General features: G+C 65.1%; 19 protein-coding genes. 7 read left to right on the top strand and 12 right to left on the bottom strand.

The genetic code is table 11. From position 1 onward, the window contains the following. Positions 1 to 49: 49 nt before the first annotated feature. Positions 50 to 1015 carry a DMT family transporter gene (locus AAFG50_RS28460; protein WP_028173368.1) on the top strand — a complete coding sequence of 322 codons (966 nt, stop codon included), beginning with the start codon at positions 50 to 52 and terminating at the stop codon, positions 1013 to 1015. Between the two features lie 9 nt (positions 1016 to 1024). Here the strand turns inward: AAFG50_RS28460 and AAFG50_RS28465 are convergent, their stop codons facing one another. Together AAFG50_RS28465 and purQ are read right to left on the bottom strand one after the other, a co-directional pair. Beyond that, the gene (locus tag AAFG50_RS28465; RefSeq protein WP_028173367.1) at positions 1025 to 1999 is read right to left on the bottom strand and encodes a tripartite tricarboxylate transporter substrate binding protein BugD; all 975 of its coding nucleotides are present in this window, start codon (positions 1997 to 1999) and stop codon (positions 1025 to 1027) included. Further along, positions 1996 to 2697: a phosphoribosylformylglycinamidine synthase subunit PurQ gene (gene purQ, locus AAFG50_RS28470; protein WP_028173366.1), complete on the bottom strand. Its 702-nt coding sequence runs from the start codon at positions 2695 to 2697 to the stop codon at positions 1996 to 1998. Before purQ ends, AAFG50_RS28465 begins: the two co-directional genes overlap by 4 nt. A 167-nt stretch (positions 2698 to 2864) precedes the next feature. On the opposite strand from purQ, the gene AAFG50_RS28475 reads away from it, so the two are divergent. After that, positions 2865 to 3881, top strand: a complete 1017-nt coding sequence (locus AAFG50_RS28475) for a magnesium and cobalt transport protein CorA (protein ID WP_028173365.1) — start codon at positions 2865 to 2867, stop codon at positions 3879 to 3881. 155 nt (positions 3882 to 4036) lie between these two features. Here the strand turns inward: AAFG50_RS28475 and purS are convergent, their stop codons facing one another. Further along, positions 4037 to 4276 (bottom strand): phosphoribosylformylglycinamidine synthase subunit PurS, encoded by a 240-nt coding sequence (gene purS / locus AAFG50_RS28480; RefSeq protein WP_014494125.1) that lies wholly within the window; start codon positions 4274 to 4276, stop codon positions 4037 to 4039. A gap of 13 nt (positions 4277 to 4289) precedes the next feature. Continuing rightward, the gene (gene purC, locus AAFG50_RS28485; protein ID WP_008974302.1) at positions 4290 to 5057 is read right to left on the bottom strand and encodes a phosphoribosylaminoimidazolesuccinocarboxamide synthase; all 768 of its coding nucleotides are present in this window, start codon (positions 5055 to 5057) and stop codon (positions 4290 to 4292) included. Positions 5058 to 5366: 309 nt separating this feature from the next. Between purC and AAFG50_RS28490 the strand changes: the two genes are divergently transcribed. After that, the gene (locus AAFG50_RS28490) at positions 5367 to 5690 is read left to right on the top strand and encodes a DUF1476 domain-containing protein (protein ID WP_011088474.1); all 324 of its coding nucleotides are present in this window, start codon (positions 5367 to 5369) and stop codon (positions 5688 to 5690) included. A gap of 116 nt (positions 5691 to 5806) precedes the next feature. Here AAFG50_RS28490 and cynS read toward each other — a convergent pair whose 3' ends face one another. The 4 genes from cynS to AAFG50_RS28510 all read right to left on the bottom strand — a co-directional run bounded on the left by cynS (position 5807) and on the right by AAFG50_RS28510 (position 9614). Beyond that, complete coding sequence (gene cynS, locus AAFG50_RS28495) at positions 5807 to 6295, bottom strand: cyanase (RefSeq protein ID WP_011088475.1); 489 nt, start codon at positions 6293 to 6295, stop codon at positions 5807 to 5809. 15 nt (positions 6296 to 6310) lie between these two features. Further along, positions 6311 to 7234 carry an ABC transporter ATP-binding protein gene (locus AAFG50_RS28500; protein ID WP_028173364.1) on the bottom strand — a complete coding sequence of 308 codons (924 nt, stop codon included), beginning with the start codon at positions 7232 to 7234 and terminating at the stop codon, positions 6311 to 6313. 6 nt (positions 7235 to 7240) lie between these two features. Next, positions 7241 to 8080, bottom strand: coding sequence for a nitrate ABC transporter permease (ntrB, locus tag AAFG50_RS28505; protein ID WP_028173363.1), 840 nt, complete (start codon positions 8078 to 8080; stop codon positions 7241 to 7243). A 154-nt stretch (positions 8081 to 8234) separates the two neighbouring features. Continuing rightward, positions 8235 to 9614 carry a CmpA/NrtA family ABC transporter substrate-binding protein gene (locus AAFG50_RS28510; protein WP_053815137.1) on the bottom strand — a complete coding sequence of 460 codons (1380 nt, stop codon included), beginning with the start codon at positions 9612 to 9614 and terminating at the stop codon, positions 8235 to 8237. A 159-nt stretch (positions 9615 to 9773) separates the two neighbouring features. Between AAFG50_RS28510 and AAFG50_RS28515 the strand changes: the two genes are divergently transcribed. Continuing rightward, entirely contained in the window at positions 9774 to 11702 is a 1929-nt protein-coding gene (locus AAFG50_RS28515; protein ID WP_028173361.1) for a sigma 54-interacting transcriptional regulator, read from the top strand. A 6-nt stretch (positions 11703 to 11708) separates the two neighbouring features. Here the strand turns inward: AAFG50_RS28515 and AAFG50_RS28520 are convergent, their stop codons facing one another. The 3 genes from AAFG50_RS28520 to AAFG50_RS28530 are packed head-to-tail and all read right to left on the bottom strand — an operon-like array spanning position 11709 to position 14347. Then, entirely contained in the window at positions 11709 to 12587 is an 879-nt protein-coding gene (locus tag AAFG50_RS28520) for a sulfurtransferase (protein WP_028173360.1), read from the bottom strand. Positions 12588 to 12635: 48 nt separating this feature from the next. Beyond that, positions 12636 to 13769, bottom strand: a complete 1134-nt coding sequence (locus AAFG50_RS28525) for an acyl-CoA dehydrogenase family protein (RefSeq protein WP_028173359.1) — start codon at positions 13767 to 13769, stop codon at positions 12636 to 12638. A gap of 35 nt (positions 13770 to 13804) precedes the next feature. Continuing rightward, positions 13805 to 14347 (bottom strand): OsmC family protein, encoded by a 543-nt coding sequence (locus AAFG50_RS28530; RefSeq protein ID WP_011088482.1) that lies wholly within the window; start codon positions 14345 to 14347, stop codon positions 13805 to 13807. 247 nt (positions 14348 to 14594) lie between these two features. On the opposite strand from AAFG50_RS28530, the gene AAFG50_RS28535 reads away from it, so the two are divergent. After that, positions 14595 to 15242 carry a TetR/AcrR family transcriptional regulator gene (locus tag AAFG50_RS28535; RefSeq protein ID WP_028173358.1) on the top strand — a complete coding sequence of 216 codons (648 nt, stop codon included), beginning with the start codon at positions 14595 to 14597 and terminating at the stop codon, positions 15240 to 15242. Positions 15243 to 15349: 107 nt separating this feature from the next. Here AAFG50_RS28535 and AAFG50_RS28540 read toward each other — a convergent pair whose 3' ends face one another. After that, complete coding sequence (locus AAFG50_RS28540; RefSeq protein ID WP_028173357.1) at positions 15350 to 16891, bottom strand: alpha/beta fold hydrolase; 1542 nt, start codon at positions 16889 to 16891, stop codon at positions 15350 to 15352. 139 nt (positions 16892 to 17030) lie between these two features. On the opposite strand from AAFG50_RS28540, the gene mddA reads away from it, so the two are divergent. Beyond that, the gene (gene mddA, locus AAFG50_RS28545) at positions 17031 to 17810 is read left to right on the top strand and encodes a methanethiol S-methyltransferase (protein ID WP_028173356.1); all 780 of its coding nucleotides are present in this window, start codon (positions 17031 to 17033) and stop codon (positions 17808 to 17810) included. Then, a complete protein-coding gene (locus AAFG50_RS28550; protein ID WP_028173355.1) occupies positions 17807 to 18784 on the top strand; it encodes an NADPH:quinone oxidoreductase family protein in 978 nt (325 codons plus the stop codon). Before mddA ends, AAFG50_RS28550 begins: the two co-directional genes overlap by 4 nt. The last annotated feature ends 8 nt before the right edge of the window (positions 18785 to 18792 follow it).

Below are 18792 nucleotides of genomic sequence, written 5' to 3' on the forward strand. Positions count from 1 at the left end.
CTCGCCCAGACTTGCGAGAAGCGCGGTCGCGCCGGGGAGCAAGAACAAGGTGCCGAAGAGCACGTCGGGGGCGGGTCGCACGACGGCGTCCGCATCAACGCCGCTGTCGTCCATGGCCGCCACCGGCGCGCGCAGCTGGCGCGACTATGCGCTGCTGTTCGCGCTCGCCTGCTGCTGGAGCTCCACCTATCCGCTGGCCAAGCTCGCGCTGGACACGATTCCGCCCATCACCTTCATCTCAGCGCGCTCCCTGATCGCGGCCGCCTTCCTGTTCGCGATCCTGTGGATGCGCGGCGTCAGGATCCCGACCGACGCGAAGGCCTGGAAGCTGTTCGCAACCCAGCAGCTGATCAACTCGACCTTCCCGTTCCTGGTCATCACCTGGTCGCAGCAATATGTGCCGGCGTCCAACACGGTGGTGCTGGCCTCGACCACGCCGATCTTCGCCTTCCTGATCACCTCGCTGATCACGCGGCACGAGCCGGCCACGCTGTTGAAGCTCGCGGGCGCGATCCTCGGCCTCGCCGGCACCGTCGCCATCGTCGGCCTCGATGCCCTCGGCGGCTTCAGCCGCGAGATCGTCGCGGAGATCGCGATCCTGCTCGCCACCATCTCCTTTGCCTGCGCGACGATCTTCGGCCTCCGGCTATCCGACTACGACCCGATGGTGGTGGCGGCCGGCTCGTTGCTGTTCGGCGGCCTCATCCTGCTCCCGCCCTCGCTGATCATCGACCAGCCCTGGACGCTGCACCCGACGTTTCAGGCGATCGTCGCCACCATCGTCATGGGCATCGTCTCCAGCGCGTTGGGGTTGATGCTGTTCTACGTCTGCCTCGGCCGGCTCGGCACGCTGACCACGAACGCGCAAGGCTATTTGCGCATCCCGATCGGCGTCGGCCTTTCCGTGCTGCTGCTCGGCGAAAGCGTGCCCTCGAACCTGGCGCTGGGCCTGCTGCTGGTCATGGCCGGCGTCGCCGCGATGACGGTGCCGGCGGAGCGGCTGAAGCGGCGCTAGCGCAAGGCGCTATTGCTTGGCGTCGTCCGCCAGCATCTTCCGGTATTTCTCGACGTCGCGCGTCACCAGTTGCTGAAGCAGCTCCGGCGTATGCTCGTTGTCGTCGGGCGCAACGGTCGACAGGTCGGCAAAGCGCTTCTTCACCGCATCGGTCTCGACCGCGGTGCGCGCCGCCGCATTCAACCTGGCGATGACGGCCGGCGGCGTGCCCTTGGGTGCGAACAGGCCGTTCCAGCCCTGCGCCTCGAACTCCGGCAGCCCGGCTTCAGACGACGTCGGCAGGTCCGGCAACGTCGCGAGCCGTACGGTCGAGCCGACCACGAGTCCCCTCACCAGCTTCTCGTTGATCGACTGCGAGACCGAGGCCGCCGCGTCGCAGACGCCGTCGATCTGGCTGCCGATCGCATCGGTCAGCGCAGGGGCTGCGCCGCGATAGCCGACCAGCGTCGCGTCGATCCCGGCGGCGGTGACGAAGCTCTTGCAGATCAAATAGTTCGAGGAGCCGACGCCGGCATGGCCGAGATTGATCTTGGCCGGATTGGCCCTGGCGTAGGCGATGAACTCCTTGAGGTCCTTCGCCGGAAAATCCTTGCGCACGGCGATGATGCCGAACGTCTTCGCCACCATCGCGATCGGTACGAAGGAGTCCGGCGTAAACGGCAGCTTCGGATAGATCGTGTAGGTCGCGGCATTGGTGCCGGCATTGCCGATCGCAATCGTGTAGCCGTCGGGCTCGGCGCGTGAGGCGCGCGCCAGCGCGGTCGAACCGCCGGCACCCGCAACGTTCTCGATCACGATGGTCTGGCCGAGCGCGACGCTCATTTGCTCGGCGACGGTGCGCGCGATCACGTCCGAGGTGCCGCCGGCCGCGAACGGCACGATCATGGTGATCGGACGCTTGGGGAAATCCTGGGCGAACGCGGCCGTAGCGAACGCAGCGACGGCGGCAGCGACCGACAGCCGCTTCAACACGGGTGAAATCACGCGGCCTTTTCCAGATGCTGGGCGAGACCGGCGAACAGGCCGCGGCCGTCAGTGCAGCCCATGATGTCTTCGACGTGGTTTTCCGGATGCGGCATCATGCCGAGCACATTGCCCTTGTCGTTGACGATGCCGGCGATCGAATGCGCCGCGCCGTTGATGTTGGCGGCCTCGTCGACCACGCCCTCGGCCGAGCAGTAGCGATAGAGCACCCGCCCCTCGCCTTCGATGCGCTTGATGGTCTCTTCGTCCGCCTCGTAATTGCCCTCGCCATGGGCGACGGGCACGCGGATCACCTGGCCGGCATTGTAGCCACGGGTGAACGGCGTGTCGGAACGCTCGACGCGCAGATGCACGTCGCGGCAGATGAATTTCAGCCGCGCATTGCGCATCAGCACGCCCGGCAAGAGGCCGGATTCGCAGAGGATCTGAAAGCCGTTGCAGACGCCGAGCACGAGGCCGCCCTTCGCCGCATAATCGCGCACCGCGTCCATCACCGGCGCACGCGCGGCGATTGCGCCACAGCGCAGGTAATCGCCATAGGAGAACCCACCCGGCACGACCACGAGATCGGTGCCCGCAGGCAGCGACGTCTCGGCGTGCCAGACCATCGCGGGCTCGCTGCCCGAGATCAGCCTCAGCGCGCGCGCCATGTCACGCTCGCGGTTGATTCCGGGAAAGACGAGGATGGCGGCTTTCATGGCAGGGGTTCCGACGGTGACGGGAATCGGGCTGGCCGAAGGGCCAATTCGTGCAGAGACATAGCCATTTGACGGGGATTTTACCAGTGCTAGCCTCGCCGGACGGCCTTGTACACAGGCCATAGCCACGGCGCTTTTGCCTGACGATTTTGCCCGGGATTGCAGCCATGAACGTCCCGTCGCTGCCTGCATCCTCCTCCCAGCCGGTGTCCACTGAGGGCGTCGTCGCCGCGGGTGCCTATGTCGACGGCCGGCGCGTCGCCAACATCGCCATCAGCGAGGCCTCGAGCTGGCGGGCCAAGCCCGGCCACGTGGTCTGGATCGGGCTGCACGAGCCGGACACGGCCCTGCTCGGCGCCGTGCAGAAGCAGTTCGACCTGCACGATCTCGCGATCGAGGACGCCGCCCACGCCCACCAGCGGCCCAAGATCGAGCAATACGGCGAGGCCCTGTTCATCGTGGCGCGGACGGCGCAGCTGATCGAGGGCCGGATCGCCTTCGGCGAGACGCACATTTTCGTCGGCGAAGGCTATCTGGTCTCGGTGCGCCATGGCGCCTCGACCTCCTACACGCCGGTACGCGAGCGCTGCGAAAGCTGCCCGCGGGCGCTCGCGCGCGGCGAGGACTACATCCTCTACGCCATCCTCGATTTCATCGTCGACAACTACTCGCCGGTGCTCGAGAGCATCCACGACGAGGTCGAGGGCATCGAGGACGACGTGCTCTCCAAGCCGATCAGCAAGGCGCAGATCGAGCGGCTCTACATGCTGCGCCGCGACCTGCTGCGGCTCAGGAATGCGATCGGCCCGCTGGTGGAGGTCTGCCGCCGTCTGGAGCATGACGAGCTGGCGATGGTGCGCGCGACAATGCAACCGCTGTTCCGCGACGTCACCGACCACGTCAGGAACATCCAGGAGCGCATCGATTCCATGCGCGAGGTGCTGGCCTTCGCCTTCGAAGCGAGCCTGTTGGTGGGCCAGGCGCAGGAGACGGCGGTCTCCAAGAAGCTCGCCTCGTGGCTCGCGATCCTGGCCGTCCCGACCGCAGTCGCCGGCATCTACGGGATGAACTTCAAGTACATCCCGGAGCTACAGCTGGAATACGGCTACTTCATCGTGTTGGGATTGATGGCGCTCGCCTGCCTCGGATTGTACTGGCGCTTCCGCCGCGTCGGGTGGCTGTGAGCGCGAACGTACACGACCAATGTAGCTCCTCATCCTGAGGAGCGCGCCCTCTGCGCGCGTCTCGAAGGATGAAGGCCAAGGTGCGAGAGCCGGGCCTGCATGGTTTGAGACGGCGCTTTTCGCGCCTCCTCACCATGAGGGGCGACAAGGCAGGGCTAAACGATCTCGACCCGGTAATTCTCGATCACGGTGTTCGCCAGCAGCTTGTCGGCGGCCTCCTTCAGCGCCGCCTCTGCCTTGGCCTTGTCGGCGCCGGCGAGCTCGATGTCGAACACCTTGCCCTGGCGGACGCTGGCGACGCCGTCGACGCCGAGCGACTTCAGCGCGCCTTCGATGGCCTTGCCTTGCGGATCGAGGATGCCCGTTTTCAAGGTAACGGTGACACGTGCCTTCACGTCGAAAACCCCTTTAGCTCTTCACCAGCACCGGGCCGGAGCCCGCCGGACGCTCGTTCTCCATGAGGATGCCGAGGCGCTTTGCAACTTCGGTATAGGCCTCCAGCAGCCCGCCGAGATCCCGGCGGAAACGATCCTTGTCGAGCTTCTCGTTCGACTTGATGTCCCACAGGCGGCAGGAATCCGGCGAGATCTCGTCGGCGACGATGATCCGCATCATCTCGTTCTCGAACAGCCGCCCGCACTCCATCTTGAAGTCGACCAGGCGGATGCCGATGCCGAGGAAGAGGCCGGTGAGGAAGTCGTTGACGCGGATGGCGAGCGCCATGATGTCGTCGATCTCCTGGGGCGTCGCCCAGCCGAAGGCGGTGATGTGCTCTTCCGACACCATGGGGTCGTTGAGCTGGTCGTTCTTGTAGTAGAATTCGATGATCGAACGGGGCAGCTGCGTGCCCTCCTCGATGCCGAGGCGCTGCGACAGCGAGCCGGCGGCAACGTTCCGCACCACCACTTCCAGCGGCACGATCTCGACCTCGCGAATCAACTGCTCGCGCATGTTGAGGCGGCGGATGAAGTGGGTCGGCACCCCGATGTCGTTGAGGTGCTGAAACAGGTACTCCGAGATCCGGTTGTTGAGGACACCCTTGCCCTCGATCACCTGATGCTTTTTCGCATTGAACGCGGTGGCGTCATCCTTGAAGTGCTGGATCAGGGTACCGGGCTCCGGGCCTTCGTAAAGAACCTTTGCCTTGCCTTCATAAATGCGACGCCGACGGCTCATTGGGATGTACCGTGTTTTGTTGAAATCCATGAATTTGGTGTGCTCCGGTTGACTAGGATTACGACCCACAGCGGAGCTGCCGTGAACGGCCGGGAACCCGTAGAAACAGAACGGGAACCAAGCCTTTAGGCAACCTATCCGATTGGCTGTCCGAGCACAATCGATCCGGCCGTCCGGCACCAACTTATACCGTTTTGCCTGCGGCTTAACGGCTCGTTGTTTTGCCGATTCGTGCTCCTTATCTAGGCATGCGCCGGGGCTGTCGCAACGAGGGCCGCCGGGTCCAGTCAGCAGGGAATTGGAAAAGGCATGAGCGAGATCAACAAGCGCGAGGAAGGCTTTGAGAAGAAGTTCGCCCTCGACGAGGAGCAGAAGTTCAAGGCGGAGGCCCGCCGCAACCGGCTGCTCGGGCTATGGGCCGCGGAAAAGCTCGGAATCACCGGCGAGGCCGCCACGGCCTACGCCAAGGAGGTGGTCGCGGCCGATTTCGAGGAGGCCGGCGACGCCGACGTCCTGCGCAAGCTCATGGCCGATTTCGCCACCAAGAGCGTCGTCGTCACCGAGCAGGCGATTCGCGCCAAGATGAGCGAGTTGCTCGCTGTGGCCGCGGCCGAGGTGAAAGCGGGGAAGTAGCGCCGCGCGCGTCCCACACTGGCAGTCATTCCGGGGCGGTCCGTGAGGACCGAACCCGGAATCTCGAGATTCCGGGTCCGATGCTTCGCATCGTCCCGGCATGACGGAGCGGGAGGTCACCCCTCCTTGAAGCCATACTCCGGCACGTTGCCGCTGGCGCCGTAATATTTGTACGGCAGGAACTTGCCGCTCATGGTGATCTTGACGCGGTCGCCCTTGGGGTTGGCGACGCGCTCGATCCCCATGTCGAAGTCGATCGCCGACATGATGCCGTCGCCGAATTCCTCCTCGATCAGCGCCTTCCAGGCCGGGCCGTTCACCATCACCATCTCGTAGAAGCGGTAGATCAAGGGATCGGTCGGCGGCATCGGCGTGCCAGTGCCGCGCATCGGCACCTCGTTGAGCATCGCGGTCTCGGCCTTCGACAGGCCGAACAGCTCGCCGGCGTTGGCGGCCTGGGGTTTCGTCAGTTTCATCTGGCCGAGGATCGCGCCGACGATCAGCACCTCCGCATAGCCGCCGATCTGCTCGCAAATGTATTTCCAGCTCCAGCCCTTCTCGCGCTTGATGTCGAGCAGCTTCTCGGTGAGGTCTTCGCGTTTCATGTCAGGATCTCCTTTTTAGGCAGTGAGTCCGGGACTGGTCCCGGGTGTCCAAGTCTGTCGTTGCTCTTCGCCGCCAGTTGCGACCGTCAGTCCGGGCTTGCCGATATGCACCACGGGCACGTTGCGCGGATCGTGATCGGGCTTCTCGGCCGCGAATGTCTTGCTGCGCGTCACCAGGAAATCGATGATGTGGTTGCGCAGCGCATAGTACAGAGGATGGCGATGCAGATCGGTGCGGCCGCGATCCTTCGGCAGCGGATTTTCAACGACCTCGGCCAGCACCGCGCCGGGCCCGTTGGTCATCAGGAAGATCTTGTCGGCGAGATAGATCGCCTCGTCCACGTCGTGGGTGATCATGAACGCGGTCTGCCCGGTCTCCAGACAGATGCGCCGCACCTCGTCCTGAAGCGTGCCGCGCGTCAGCGCGTCCAGCGCCGAGAACGGCTCGTCCATCAGCATCATTTTCGGCGTGATCGAGAGCGCACGGGCAATACCGACGCGCTGCTTCATGCCGCCGGAGAGTTCCGAGGGACGCTTGTGCTCCGAGCCCGTCAGGCCCACGAGATCGATGAAGGTTTGCGCATGCGCCTTGACCTTCGCCCGATCCCAGCTCCGCCATTTCGAGCTCACGGCATAGGCGACGTTGCCGAGCACGGTGCGCCAGGGCAGCAGCGCGTGGCTCTGGAAGATCACAGCGCGGTCGAGGCTGGTGCCCGAGATCGCCTGCCCGTCCACGATAACCGCACCCTCGCTCGGCGCATCGAGGCCGGCGAGAATGTTGAGCACGGTGGTCTTGCCGCAGCCGGAATGGCCGATCACGCAGCAGAACTCGCCGCGCGGCATCGACAGCCAGAGATTCTCGAACACGGTGGTCGCGGCACCGCCCGCACCCGGATAGCGTTTTGCGATGCCTTCGATGGAGATGAATTTGTCGGTCATCGGCCCCTACTCCGGAAACGTGACCATGCGCGTGAAGCGCGCGAGGATCTGGTCGAGCAGCATGCCGACGATCCCGATCAAGAGGATCGCTATGATGACGTTGGTGATCGAGAGGTTGTTCCACTCGTTCCAGACGAAGTAGCCGATGCCGGTGCCGCCGACGAGCATTTCGGCCGCGACGATCACGAGCCAGGCGATGCCGATGGAGATGCGCATGCCGGTCAGGATCGTCGGCGCCGCTGCGGGGAGGATCACCGTGAAGGCGCGCCTGATGGTGCCGACCTCGAGCGTGCGCGCGACGTTGATCCATTCCTTGCGCACGCTGGCAACGCCAAACACGGTATTGAGCAGCATCGGCCAGATCGAGCAGATGAAGATCACGAAGATTGCCGAAATCGACGAATCCTTGATGGTGTAGAGCGCGAGCGGCATCCAGGCGAGCGGCGAGATCGGCTTCAAGACCTGGATGAAAGGATCGAGCGCCTTGCTCAGCAGCGGCGACATGCCGATCAAAAAGCCGAGTGGAATGGCGACGAGCACGGCGAGCAGATAACCGGTGCCGACCCGCGCGATCGAATAGGCAAGCTGGATGCCGAGCCCCTTGTCGTTGGGCCCGTTGTCGTAGAACGGCCGCTTCAGGTGCTCCCACAGCTTGGCGCCGACATCGAGCGGCCCGGGCATGGCGGATTTGCCCTGCGTCGCAGTCAGGCCCATCAGCTTGGCATATTCCGGACTCATCGTCGCGACCGGCGCGGTCGAGCGCGTGGCGAGATGCCAGATGCCGAGGAACGCGGCCAGCAGCACGATCGAGACGAGGCCGGCGCGGAGGCGGAGGTTGGTGCTCATCTCCCTCTCCCCGCTTGCGGGGAGAGGGTTGGGGTGAGGGGGGCCCTCCGCAAGGGAGGTGAGAGTTGGACTCGCGGAGAGTCTCCCTCACCCGATCGCTTCGCGATCGACCTCTCCCCGCAAGCGGGGAGAGGTGAAGAGAGCGCACGGCCCATCACGACGCCTTCCTGATCTTGAAGCTCGCGAGGTAATCCTCGGGCTTTGCCGGATCGAAAGTCTTGCCCATCACCGCGAACGACTTGTAGGCGGTTGCCGGCGGCGACAGGCCCATCTCGGTCATCAGCTTCTTGGTATCCGTCGCCAGATACACCTGCTCGGCCACCGCCTTGTAGTCGACGTCGCCCTTGATCTGGCCCCAGCGCTTCATCTGCGTCAGCATCCACACCGCAAACGACTGCCAGGGGAATGGATCGAAATCGACGCGCTTGGCGTCGGTCTTCACGCCGCCGAGGCCGTCGGCATAGGTGCCGGTCAGGACCTGCTCCAGCACCGTGACCGGCGCGTTGATGTAGTTGGCGGGCGCGATGGCCTCCGCGATCTGCTTGCGGTTCTCCGCCTTCGACGCGTAGGCGGTGGCATCGACGATGGCGCGCGTCAGCGCGGCAAAGCTGTTCGGCGCCGTCGTGATGAATTCGCGGCTGGCGGCAAAGCTGCAGCAGGGATGGCCGTCCCAGATCTCCTTCGAGAGCAGGTGCATGAAGCCGACGCCGTCATAGATCGCGCGCTGGCAAATGTTGTCGGGCGCGAGGAAGCCGTCGATGTTGTCGGCGCGGAGGTTCGCGACCATCTCCGGCGGCGGCACCGAGCGCAGCTGCACGTCGGTATCGGGGTCGAGTCCGTGCTCGGCGAGATAGTAGCGCAGCAGATAATTGTGCATGGAGTAATCGAAGGGGATCGCGAACTTGAGGCCCTTCCAGTCCTTCGGATCGCGCTTGTCCTTGTGCTTGGTCGCCAGCACGATGCCCTGCCCGTTGATGTTCTCGATCGCGGGGACAGCAAATGGAATCGCATTGGCGCCAAGCCCCAGCGAGATCGCGATCGGCATCGGCGCCAGCATGTGCGCGGCGTCGTATTCCTTGTTGATGGTCTTGTCGCGGATCACGGCCCAGCCGGCGGTCTTGACCACTTCGACGTTGAGGCCGTGCTTGGCATAGAAGCCCATCGGCGCCGCCATGATGATCGGCGTGGCGCAGGTGATCGGAATGAAGCCGACCTTGAGGTCCTTCTTCTCCGGCGTGCCGGCCTGCGCGAAGACCTCGGTCGCGGTCTGAAGCGGGAAGAACTGCGACAGCGCCGCCAGTGCCGTGGACGCACCGACCGATTTCAGGAAGGCGCGCCGCGCCACATCCTGCGGAAACATCGCGCGCATCACGGCGGAGGCGACGACGCCCTCGTAGCGCTTCTCCTCGCTCTCGATCTGTGCGCAGCGCAACGCCGTGGCCTGCTCGTGCTCCGCCGCGGATTGATGCTGGCCACAGGCACAGCCGGCTCGAAGGTTGCGATCGGGATCAAACGGATTGTCGAACGTGGACATCGGACCTCCTGCGCGTCATTGCAGGAGCAATTACGCAAGGAGCATGCCACCACCTTTCGGCCGTCCAGTGCCTTGATGACGCAGCACTTTTGGTCACGCTTTGCTGCTACGAGAATTCGTGATACACGATAATTCGTAGTTCAATTACGAGATTTCGTGATGGCAACGACGCCAATGCTCGTTTCCGATGATACCGCCGAGGCGATCGATCCGCGCGTCGCCGCGTTCGAGTCCTCGGTCGAGGCCACGCTGCTGGTCGACCCCTATGCCGACCAGATCATCGATGCCAATCCGGCCGCCTGCGCCCTGCTCGGCTACGACCGCGCGCTGCTGCGGCAGACCAGGGCGAGCACCCTGCACGCCGGCGAGCTTCCGGCCCTGACCGTGTTCACCCAGGCCGTGCTGCACAAGGGCGCCTATTGGACCACGGTGCTCACCCCCCGCCATGCCACCGGGCAAAATCTCCGGCTGGAATATGCCGGCTGCGTGCTGCCCCATGACGGCCGCACGCTGGTGTTGCTCACACTGACCGATCTCGACGCGCGCCGGCGCCGCAATGTCGATGCCGCCGCCGAAGACCACATGCGCAGCGGCATCTCGACCTGGCAGCGGGTCGAGCGGGTGTTCCAGGACATCGAGCGCGAGAACCAGCTGATCCTGCGCGCCGCCGGCGAAGGCATCTATGGCGTGAACGCGGAAGGCAAGACCACCTTCGTCAATCCCGCGGCCGAACGCATGCTGGGCTGGACCGCCGAGGAGCTGGTCGGCAAGGAGATCCACCCCATCGTGCACCACACCCATCACGATGGCCGGCACTATCACAACCATGACTGTCCGATCTACGCGGCGTTCCGCGACGGCGCCGTGCATCAGGTTGACGGCGAGGTGTTTTGGCGCAAGGACGGCTCGCCGGCCTGGGTCGAATACACCTCCACCCCGATCCGCGACCGCGGCGTCGTGGTCGGCGCCGTCGTGGTGTTTCGCGACGTCAGCCAGCGCCGCGAGGCCGACGAGAAGCTGCACGCCGCGCTCACCGAGGTCGACCGCCTGCGTGAGCGGCTCGAGCTCGAGAACGCCTATCTCCAGGAAGAAATCCGCATCGAGACCAACCCGCGCGGCATCATCGGCCAGAGCGAGGCGATCCAGAAGACGCTGCGGCAGGTCAAGCTGGTGGCGCCGACCACCGCGGCGGTGATGATCACCGGCGAGTCCGGCACCGGCAAGGAGCTGATCGCCCGCGCCATCCACGAGGATTCCACCCGCAGCGACCGGCCGCTGATCCGCGTCAACTGCGCCGCGATCCCGCGCGAATTGTTCGAGAGCGAGTTCTTCGGCCATGTCCGCGGCGCCTTCACCGGCGCGACGCGCGACCGCATCGGCCGGTTCGAGCTCGCCGACGGCGGCACGCTGTTCCTCGACGAGGTCGGCGAGATCCCGCTCGAATTGCAGGGCAAGCTGCTGCGCGTGTTGCAGGAAGGCAATTTCGAGCGCGTCGGCCAGGAGCGCACCCGCGCGGTCGACGTCCGCGTCATCGCCGCGACCAACCGCGACCTCAAGCAGGAGGTCCAGCGCGGACGTTTTCGCGAGGACCTCTATTTCCGCCTCAACGTGTTTCCGATCGAGACGGTGCCCTTGCGCGAGCGGCGCGAGGACATTCCCCTGCTCGCCCAGCATTTTCTGACGCGCGAGGGCAAGGCGCTGAAATCGAATTTGCGCCTGTCGGAAGGCGATGCGCGGCGGCTCACGCGCTACGACTGGCCCGGCAATGTCCGCGAATTGCAGAACGTGATCGAGCGCGCCGCGATCCTGTCGCAGAACGGCCGCCTGCGCATCGACCTGCCTGATACCTCCGGCACGCCAGCTCCGGCCGGCACCGCGCGCCAGAAGGCCGATGCGCGTCCGGCGGTGATGACGTCAGCGGAGATGCGCGACCACGAGCGCGCCAATATTCTCGCCGCGCTCGAGGCCTGCGCGGGAAAGGTGTTCGGCCCCGGCGGCGCGGCGGAAATGCTGGATATCAAGCCGACCACGCTGGCCTCGCGGATCAAGGCGCTCGGGATCGCGCCCCGTCCGCGGGCCTTCGGTTAGCGACGCTCACGCCGCCTTGGTCGTCACCTCGGATGCGATCGGCAGCCCCTGCTCGATCGGCAGCGAGGGATCGCGCGACCATTCGTTCCAGGAGCCGAAATACATCCGCACGTCCTTCACGCCGGCGTTCTTCAGCGCCAGAAACGTGTTCGAGGCCCGCGCCCCCTTGAAGCAGTAGAGATAGACCGGCGTCGTCTGCGAGATGCCGACGGTGGCGCATTCGGCCAGGATCTCGTCCTTGGACTTGAAGCGCGGGCCTTCGGCGGTCGGCTTCATCATGCGGTACCATTCCAGCCACACCGCGCCGGGGATGCGGCCCTTGCGCGGGCAGAAATCCTTTCCATAAGGAGACGAGCTGTCGCCGATCCACTCGTCGACATCGCGCACGTCGAGGATGGCGATGCCGGGCTTGCCGACGGCGCCAAGCATCGTCTTCGCATCGATCAGGATCTCGCCCGCCTCAGGCACGATCGCGAACGACGCCTTCGCCGGCGTCGGCACGTCCTTCGTCACCGGGAAGCCCGCGGCCGACCACGCATCGAAGCCGCCATGCAGCACCTTCACCTTGGGATAGCCGAGCATGGTGAGCAGGTAATAGCCGCGGCAGGACTGGCCGAAGCCCGAGTTCATCGACTGCTCGTAGATCACGGCCGTCTCCTTGCCGGAGAGACCGGCGCCGCCGAACGCATCGGCGAATTTCGTCTTCAGTTCAGTCATGCCCTCAGGCGTCGAGGTCGCGAGGAACGTGAAGATCTCGTGCACGTTCACGGCATTGGGCAGATGGCCGGCGGCGTAGGCATCGGGATTGCGGGTGTCGATGACGACACACGGCTCTAGCTTCAAGAGATCGGCGAGTTCGACGGCAGTGATCAGAACGTCAGTCATGGCAGCCTCTCCGTTGAGGTTGGGGGTCTTCGGGTGGACTCGCAAAGATCAGGAATCGGCGAGCATCTTGCGCAACTGCTTGGTGGCAGGTGTGACGATCGCGACGAAATAGGCCTCGCGCAGGCGTCGCTGCGCGCGGTGGCTTTTGAGATAGCCGCGCGCGCCACAATGCAGCATCGCCGCATGCGCCGCGGCGACGCTGGCCTCGCCGGCACGCAGGCGCAGCGCAATCACCTTGCGCCAATAGGTCTCCTCCGCGTTGTAGGGATCGCGCGCCAGCGCCATGGTCTCCGCCTCGAGCTCGGCGGCGAGGTCACCGAAATGCACCGGCTGCTGCGGCAAATAGCGGTTGATGTGCCCGAGGGGACCGCCGACCTCGTCCATGATGTTGATGCAGTCGCGGATGAGGCCGAGCGCCATGCCGGCCTGGAGCAGGATGAAGCCGGCGCGGATCTTCTTGACGAAGGGACCTGCGGGATCGGCGAGGATCAGCTCATCCGGCACGAAGACGTCGCGGAACTGCACGCCATAGGTGCCGGTGCCGTCCATGGCGAGGAACGGCTTGCATGGCGTGAGTGTGATGGCGGGATCGGAGCAGTCGGCCAGAAACATCACAGTCCCGGGCTCGCCACTTGCGATGCCCTGATCGTCCTCGCACTGGAAGATGGTGCCGAAATAATGATCGGGGCCGAGATTGGAGACCCAGGGCAGCGCGCCGCGGACGATGTAGCCGCCCTCGACCTTCCGCCCTTTCAGCTTGAGCTTCTCGATGCCGAAGAAGCTCTTCATCGGATTGGAGAGCCCGGTGCCGCCGAGCACCCGGCCGGTCGAGAAGGCATCGCCGAAGCGCCTCGCGAGCTTCATATTGGTGGAGTTGGCGGCGTACCAGACCAGCGTGTTCTGGCACCAGGCCATGAACGCCGTCGCGCCGCAGACCTCGCCGATCGCTGCCATCGCCTGGATGGCGCAGCGCAAATCCGCGGGACCTTCGTGCGGCATGTGACTGCCCCACGCGCCGACGGCGCCGAATTCGCGCAGCACCTCGGCCGGATAGACCGAGCCGTCGTCGATACCGGCGGCGAGCGGCGCGAGCTGCTCGCGCGCGATCCGCGCCACCTCGCCTGCAATGGACGGTGCGGGCTGATCCAAAACGTCGACCCGCGATAAAGCCAGTGAACCCATGATCGCCTCCCGCACCTTGTCCTGTTGCCGTCAGCCTAGATGCCGACCTCGAGATTGACCGGGCGGGTGAAGGTGTTGGCGACCGGCGACCATTTCTTCACATGGGCGACCAGCGCGTTGATCTCGTCCTGCGAGATGCCCTCGCACTCCATGTCGACCTTGACGCGCACGTCGGTGAAGCCAACGGGCTTGTCGGAGACATCGCCGGTGCCCCACACGGCCGTGATGTTGAGGTCGCCCTCGAGCTCGAGCTCGAGCTTGTTGACGATCCAGCCGCGATGCACGGCGTTGGCGTGCAGGCCGACCGCAAGGCAGGAGCCGAGCGCGGCGAGCGAGGCTTCCGACGGATTGGGCGCGGTATCGTCACCCAGAAGGCCCGGCGGCTCGTCGACGATGTAGGGCTGCAGATTGCGGATGTAGTTGGCGTGGCGGAATTTTCCTTCCGCGACCGTCTTGCATTTCAAGGTCTTGACGACCTTCGGATTGGCCTTGCCGCTCGCGATCAGTTGCTCGAGGCCATTCTTGTCGATGGGCGCGAGGCAACCCGTCAGCACGGTCTTTTGAACGACGGCAGTCATCAGTTTTCTCCCTGGCAGCCGAGGAAATCGGCAGGATACCGAACGGTCTGTTTCCTTGCATGGAGCGTGCCAGAGGCGGCCAAAAACAAAAGGCGAAGCATTGGAGCCGCTTAGCCGGCGCTGCCTGCGGATTGATCAGCCGCCCCATGCTCAAAGGCGATGCAGATGGGTTGCGCTTTGCGAATCTTTTCAGCGCGGAACAGATGCGGCTTGCTGATGCGGCGTCGCTGCGGGTAAGTTTGGACTCATGGCAAAGACGTCATCGAAGAAGAACTCGCCCCACGCCGGTGCCGGCGAAGACGAATCCGCGCGCGGGCGCCTCTTGAGCGCCGCGACGCATCTGTTCTGCAAGAACGGCATCAACGCCACCGGCATCGACGCGATCATCGAGGAAGCCGGCACGGCCAAGACCACGCTCTATAAATTGTTCGGCTCCAAGACCAACCTCGTCAACGCGGTGCTGGAGAGCGAAGGCAAGCAGTGGCGCGAATGGTTCATCGGCGCCATGGAGCAAGGCGGCGGCGACGCGCAGGCAAAACTCACGCGCATCTTCCCGGCGCTGAAGAGCTGGTTCGCCGAGGAGCGCTTCTACGGCTGCCCGTTCATCAACGCCGTCGGCGAGCACGACAAGGACGCAAAACAATTCCGCAACATCGCGCTGAAGCACAAGAAGATCGTGCTCGGCCACATCGAGAAGCTCGCCGGCGAGCTCGGTTCGAGCGAGCCCGCAGTGCTCGCGCACCAGCTCGGCCTCATCATCGACGGCGCGATCGTCGCGGCGATGATCTCGCGCGACCCGGGCGTGGCGGATACGGCCGCGCTCACGGCCGGCCCCCTGCTCGGCCAGTCCAGAACGAAGAAGAAGCGCGCCGCGGATCAGTTAGAGGCGGTGTAAGCCTCGCCATGATCCCGTAGGGTGCGCAAAAGGCGCAAAGCGCTGCGCCCACCAGATCTTCTCGACCTTGTTGATCGAGATGGTGGGCACGCTTCGCTTTGCCCACCCTACAATGTCCGTTTCATAAATCCCCCGATCGCCGCCAGCACCGGCTGCTGATCGCCGGCAAAGAACCAGTGATCGTTGCCGTCGAGCTCGACGAACTCCGCGCCGCTGATCCGGCTCGCGATGTCGCGGCCGGCCGCGATCCGCACCGCCCGGTCGCCCCGCCGGTGCAACACGAGCGTCGGCACGGCGATCTGCGCCAGGAGATGCCGCACGTCGGCGTCGCGAAACGCCTCCAGCACCGCGGAGATGCCGCCGGGACTGGAGGCCGCGCGCAGCAGCCCCGCCCACCAGGCGCGCGCCTGGGCATCACGAGCCAGGCTCGGCGCAAAAGTTTCGATCCCGACCGGACCGCCCCATTGCGCGACGAGCTGCTGGCGCCAGGCGTCATACTGGCTGGCGCGCAGCGCATGCGGATAGTCCTGCGACCAGCAGCCCTTGGCCAGGGCGCCGAACAGGATGAGCCCGGCCACGAGGCGCGGCTCATCGACCGCAAATTTGATGCAGGCCGGCCCGCACTCGGATGCGCCGAACAGCACGACGCGGCGCGCATTCGCCGCGCGCAGGACAGTGCCGATATCCTCCGCGGTGACGTCGATGCCAGGGGCCGATCCGACCCGGTCGGACAGCCCGATGCCGCGACGATCGAACACGATCAGCCGCCCGAGCTTCATCAACGACGCCAGAAACGTCCGGCTCGCGGGATGCTCCCAGGCGCGCTCCACATGCGACACGAAGCCGGGCATGACCAGGATATCGAGCGGGCCGCTGCCATAGGTCTGATACGCCAGATGCACGCCGGCGCCCTTCACATAGCGTGTCGTCGGAACGGCAAGCGCTGCCGCCGCGGGACTCATCAGCGCCTCGGTCTCGGCTTCCGGCGCAACCCCGAGCTCGCCGCGCAGCCGCTGCGTCAGTGCCGCGTGGTGCCGCTCGGCCGCGCTTCGGTCGCCGGCCAGCAGCAAGCTGCGGATCAGATGGCGGCCATAGACTTCGCTGAGCGGATCGAGCTCGACCAGGCGTCCCGCGTGCACTGTGGCGGCAAAATGCTCGCCCGCGGCGTTCTTGTCCTGCACCAGCCGCTCCAGCGCGTTCATGAGCCGCCCCCGCAGCGCCTCCCGGCGGAAGAACGCCCAATCGTCGAATTCGGGACAGTCGTCCAGCGCGAAGCCGGCGAGGAAGTCACTCCGGTAGATCCGGCAGGCCTGCTCAAAGTCGCCGCGGTCGCAGGCGCTCTCGAACAGATGCGTATCGACTTTCAGCGCGATCGCGGGTGACCATCGCACGCTGGCGCGATCAGTCTCGAAAACCGGCTGGCCGAGCGTCTGCTCGATGCGGTGAAGCAGCCGCCGCAATCGCGCACGTCCGGTCTCGCCGGGGCTCTCGGGCCACAGCAGCGTGGCCACGACGTCCCGCGCCACAGCACCCTTGGCCTCCGCGACATAGACCAGCAGCGCAAGACCCTTGCGTAAGGCCAGCTTGATCAGGCGGTCGTCGGCATGGACCTCGGGGAAGCCAAATGTTCCCAGCGAGAAGGCCGTCATGGAAATCCTCCCTCCCCGGCCGGGGGACGCTCAGGGGACGGTCCAGCGATAACAGTCGGGTCAGATCGAGCCCGCTCGCCAGTGAGCGATTGAGGCTCCTGCATGCGGCACTGCCGCCGTCCGCACAATAGGAAAAAACATGTTCGCGCGCCTCGCAATCCTGCTCTACGCCATCGTGAGCTATGCCGTATTCACGGTCTCATTTCTCTACGCCCTCGGTTTCGTCGGCAATTATGTCGTGCCGAAGTCGATCGACGTCGGCAGCCCCACGAACTTGGGCGAGGCCATCCTCGTCAACCTGCTGCTGATGAGCCTGTTTGCCATCCAGCACAGCGTCATGGCGCGCCCGGCCTTCAAACGATGGTGGGCCAAATTCCTTCCCCTGGCCTGCCAGCGCAGCACCTACGTACTGCTCTCCAGCCTGATCCTCCTGCTGCTGTTCTGGCAGTGGCGTCCGATCCCGACGCCGGTCTGGCAAACGAGCGCAATAGCGGCCTGGTTGCTGATCGGCGTGCATTGGCTCGGCTGGCTGATCGCGTTTGCCTCGACCCACATGATCGACCATTTCGATCTGTTCGGTCTGCGTCAGGCTTTCGTCGCCTTCCGCGGGACCGAGATATCAGGTCAATCCTTCAGGACGCCGCTGCTCTACAAGATCGTGCGGCATCCGCTCATGCTCGGCTTCCTGCTCGCGTTCTGGGCGACGCCCGCGATGACCGCCGGCCACTTGCTGTTCGCGCTCGCGAACACGGCCTACATCCTGGTCGCGTTGCAGTTCGAGGAGCGGGATCTGATCGCCGAGTTCGGCGCGACCTACCAGGACTATCGCCGCCGCGTTCCCATGCTGGTGCCGCGCCTTTTCGCCCGCCGCCGGACGGACGATCGGAAATCGCCTCGTCCCGTTGGAGCACCCCGATGAAAGCGGTTCTGTGCAGCTCGTTCACCGGCCCTGCGGACTTGCGCCTCAGCAAGATCGACGAGCCGAGGCCTGCCGGCGACGAGATTCTCATCGACGTCCACGCGGCGTCCGTGAGCTTCATGGACCAGTTAATGGTCTCGGGCCTTTACCAGATGCGGCCGCCGACCCCCTTCGTGCCCGGCACGGAAGCATCCGGCATCGTCGTCGCGGTCGGCGACAAGGTCACGGCATTCGCCCCGGGCGATCGGGTGGCGTGCAGCAGCTGGACCGGCGGCTACGCCGAACGGATGACCGCGAAGGAATCGAAGAGCGTGCGTCTGCCCGACGGCGTCGCGTTCGAAGCGGCAGCGACGGTGCTTCACAATTACGGCACGGCCTATTATGCGCTGGTCGAGCGCGCACGGGCGCAAGCCGGCGAAACCGTGTTCATCACCGGCGCTGCCGGCGGCGTTGGACTAGCCGCCGTGGACCTCGGCCGCCATTTCGGCCTGCGCGTCGTCGCCGGTGTCGGCTCCGATGACAAGGCCGCCCTGGTGCGCGGTTACGGCGCCAGCGAAATCGTCAACTACCGCAGCGAGGACCTGCGCGACCGGATCAAGTCGATCACATCGGGACAAGGCATCGACGTCGGCTTCGACAATGTCGGCGGCGCGGTCTTCGAGCAGATGGCGCGGCTGATGAAATGGGGCGGACGGCTGCTGCCGATCGGCTTCGCCAGCGGCGAGATTCCACAGGTCCCGATGAACCTGCCGCTCCTGAAAAACTATTCCATCATCGGCGTCTTCGTCGGCGCCTGGGCGGAGAGGTTTTCCGCGGAGGCCGCGCGCATGAACGTCACTCTGATGCAATTGTTGGCCGACGGACGAATCCGCCCGCATATCGACCGTGTCCTCCCTTTGGAGGAGGCCGGGGACGCCATGCGCGCCGTGGCCAATCGCACGGTTCAGGGACGAATTGTCCTCAAGATCAGGTAGAGTGTGCC

Origin of the sequence: Bradyrhizobium sp. B039 (genome assembly GCF_038965675.1) — a bacterium.
GTDB lineage: Bacteria > Pseudomonadota > Alphaproteobacteria > Rhizobiales > Xanthobacteraceae > Bradyrhizobium > Bradyrhizobium diazoefficiens.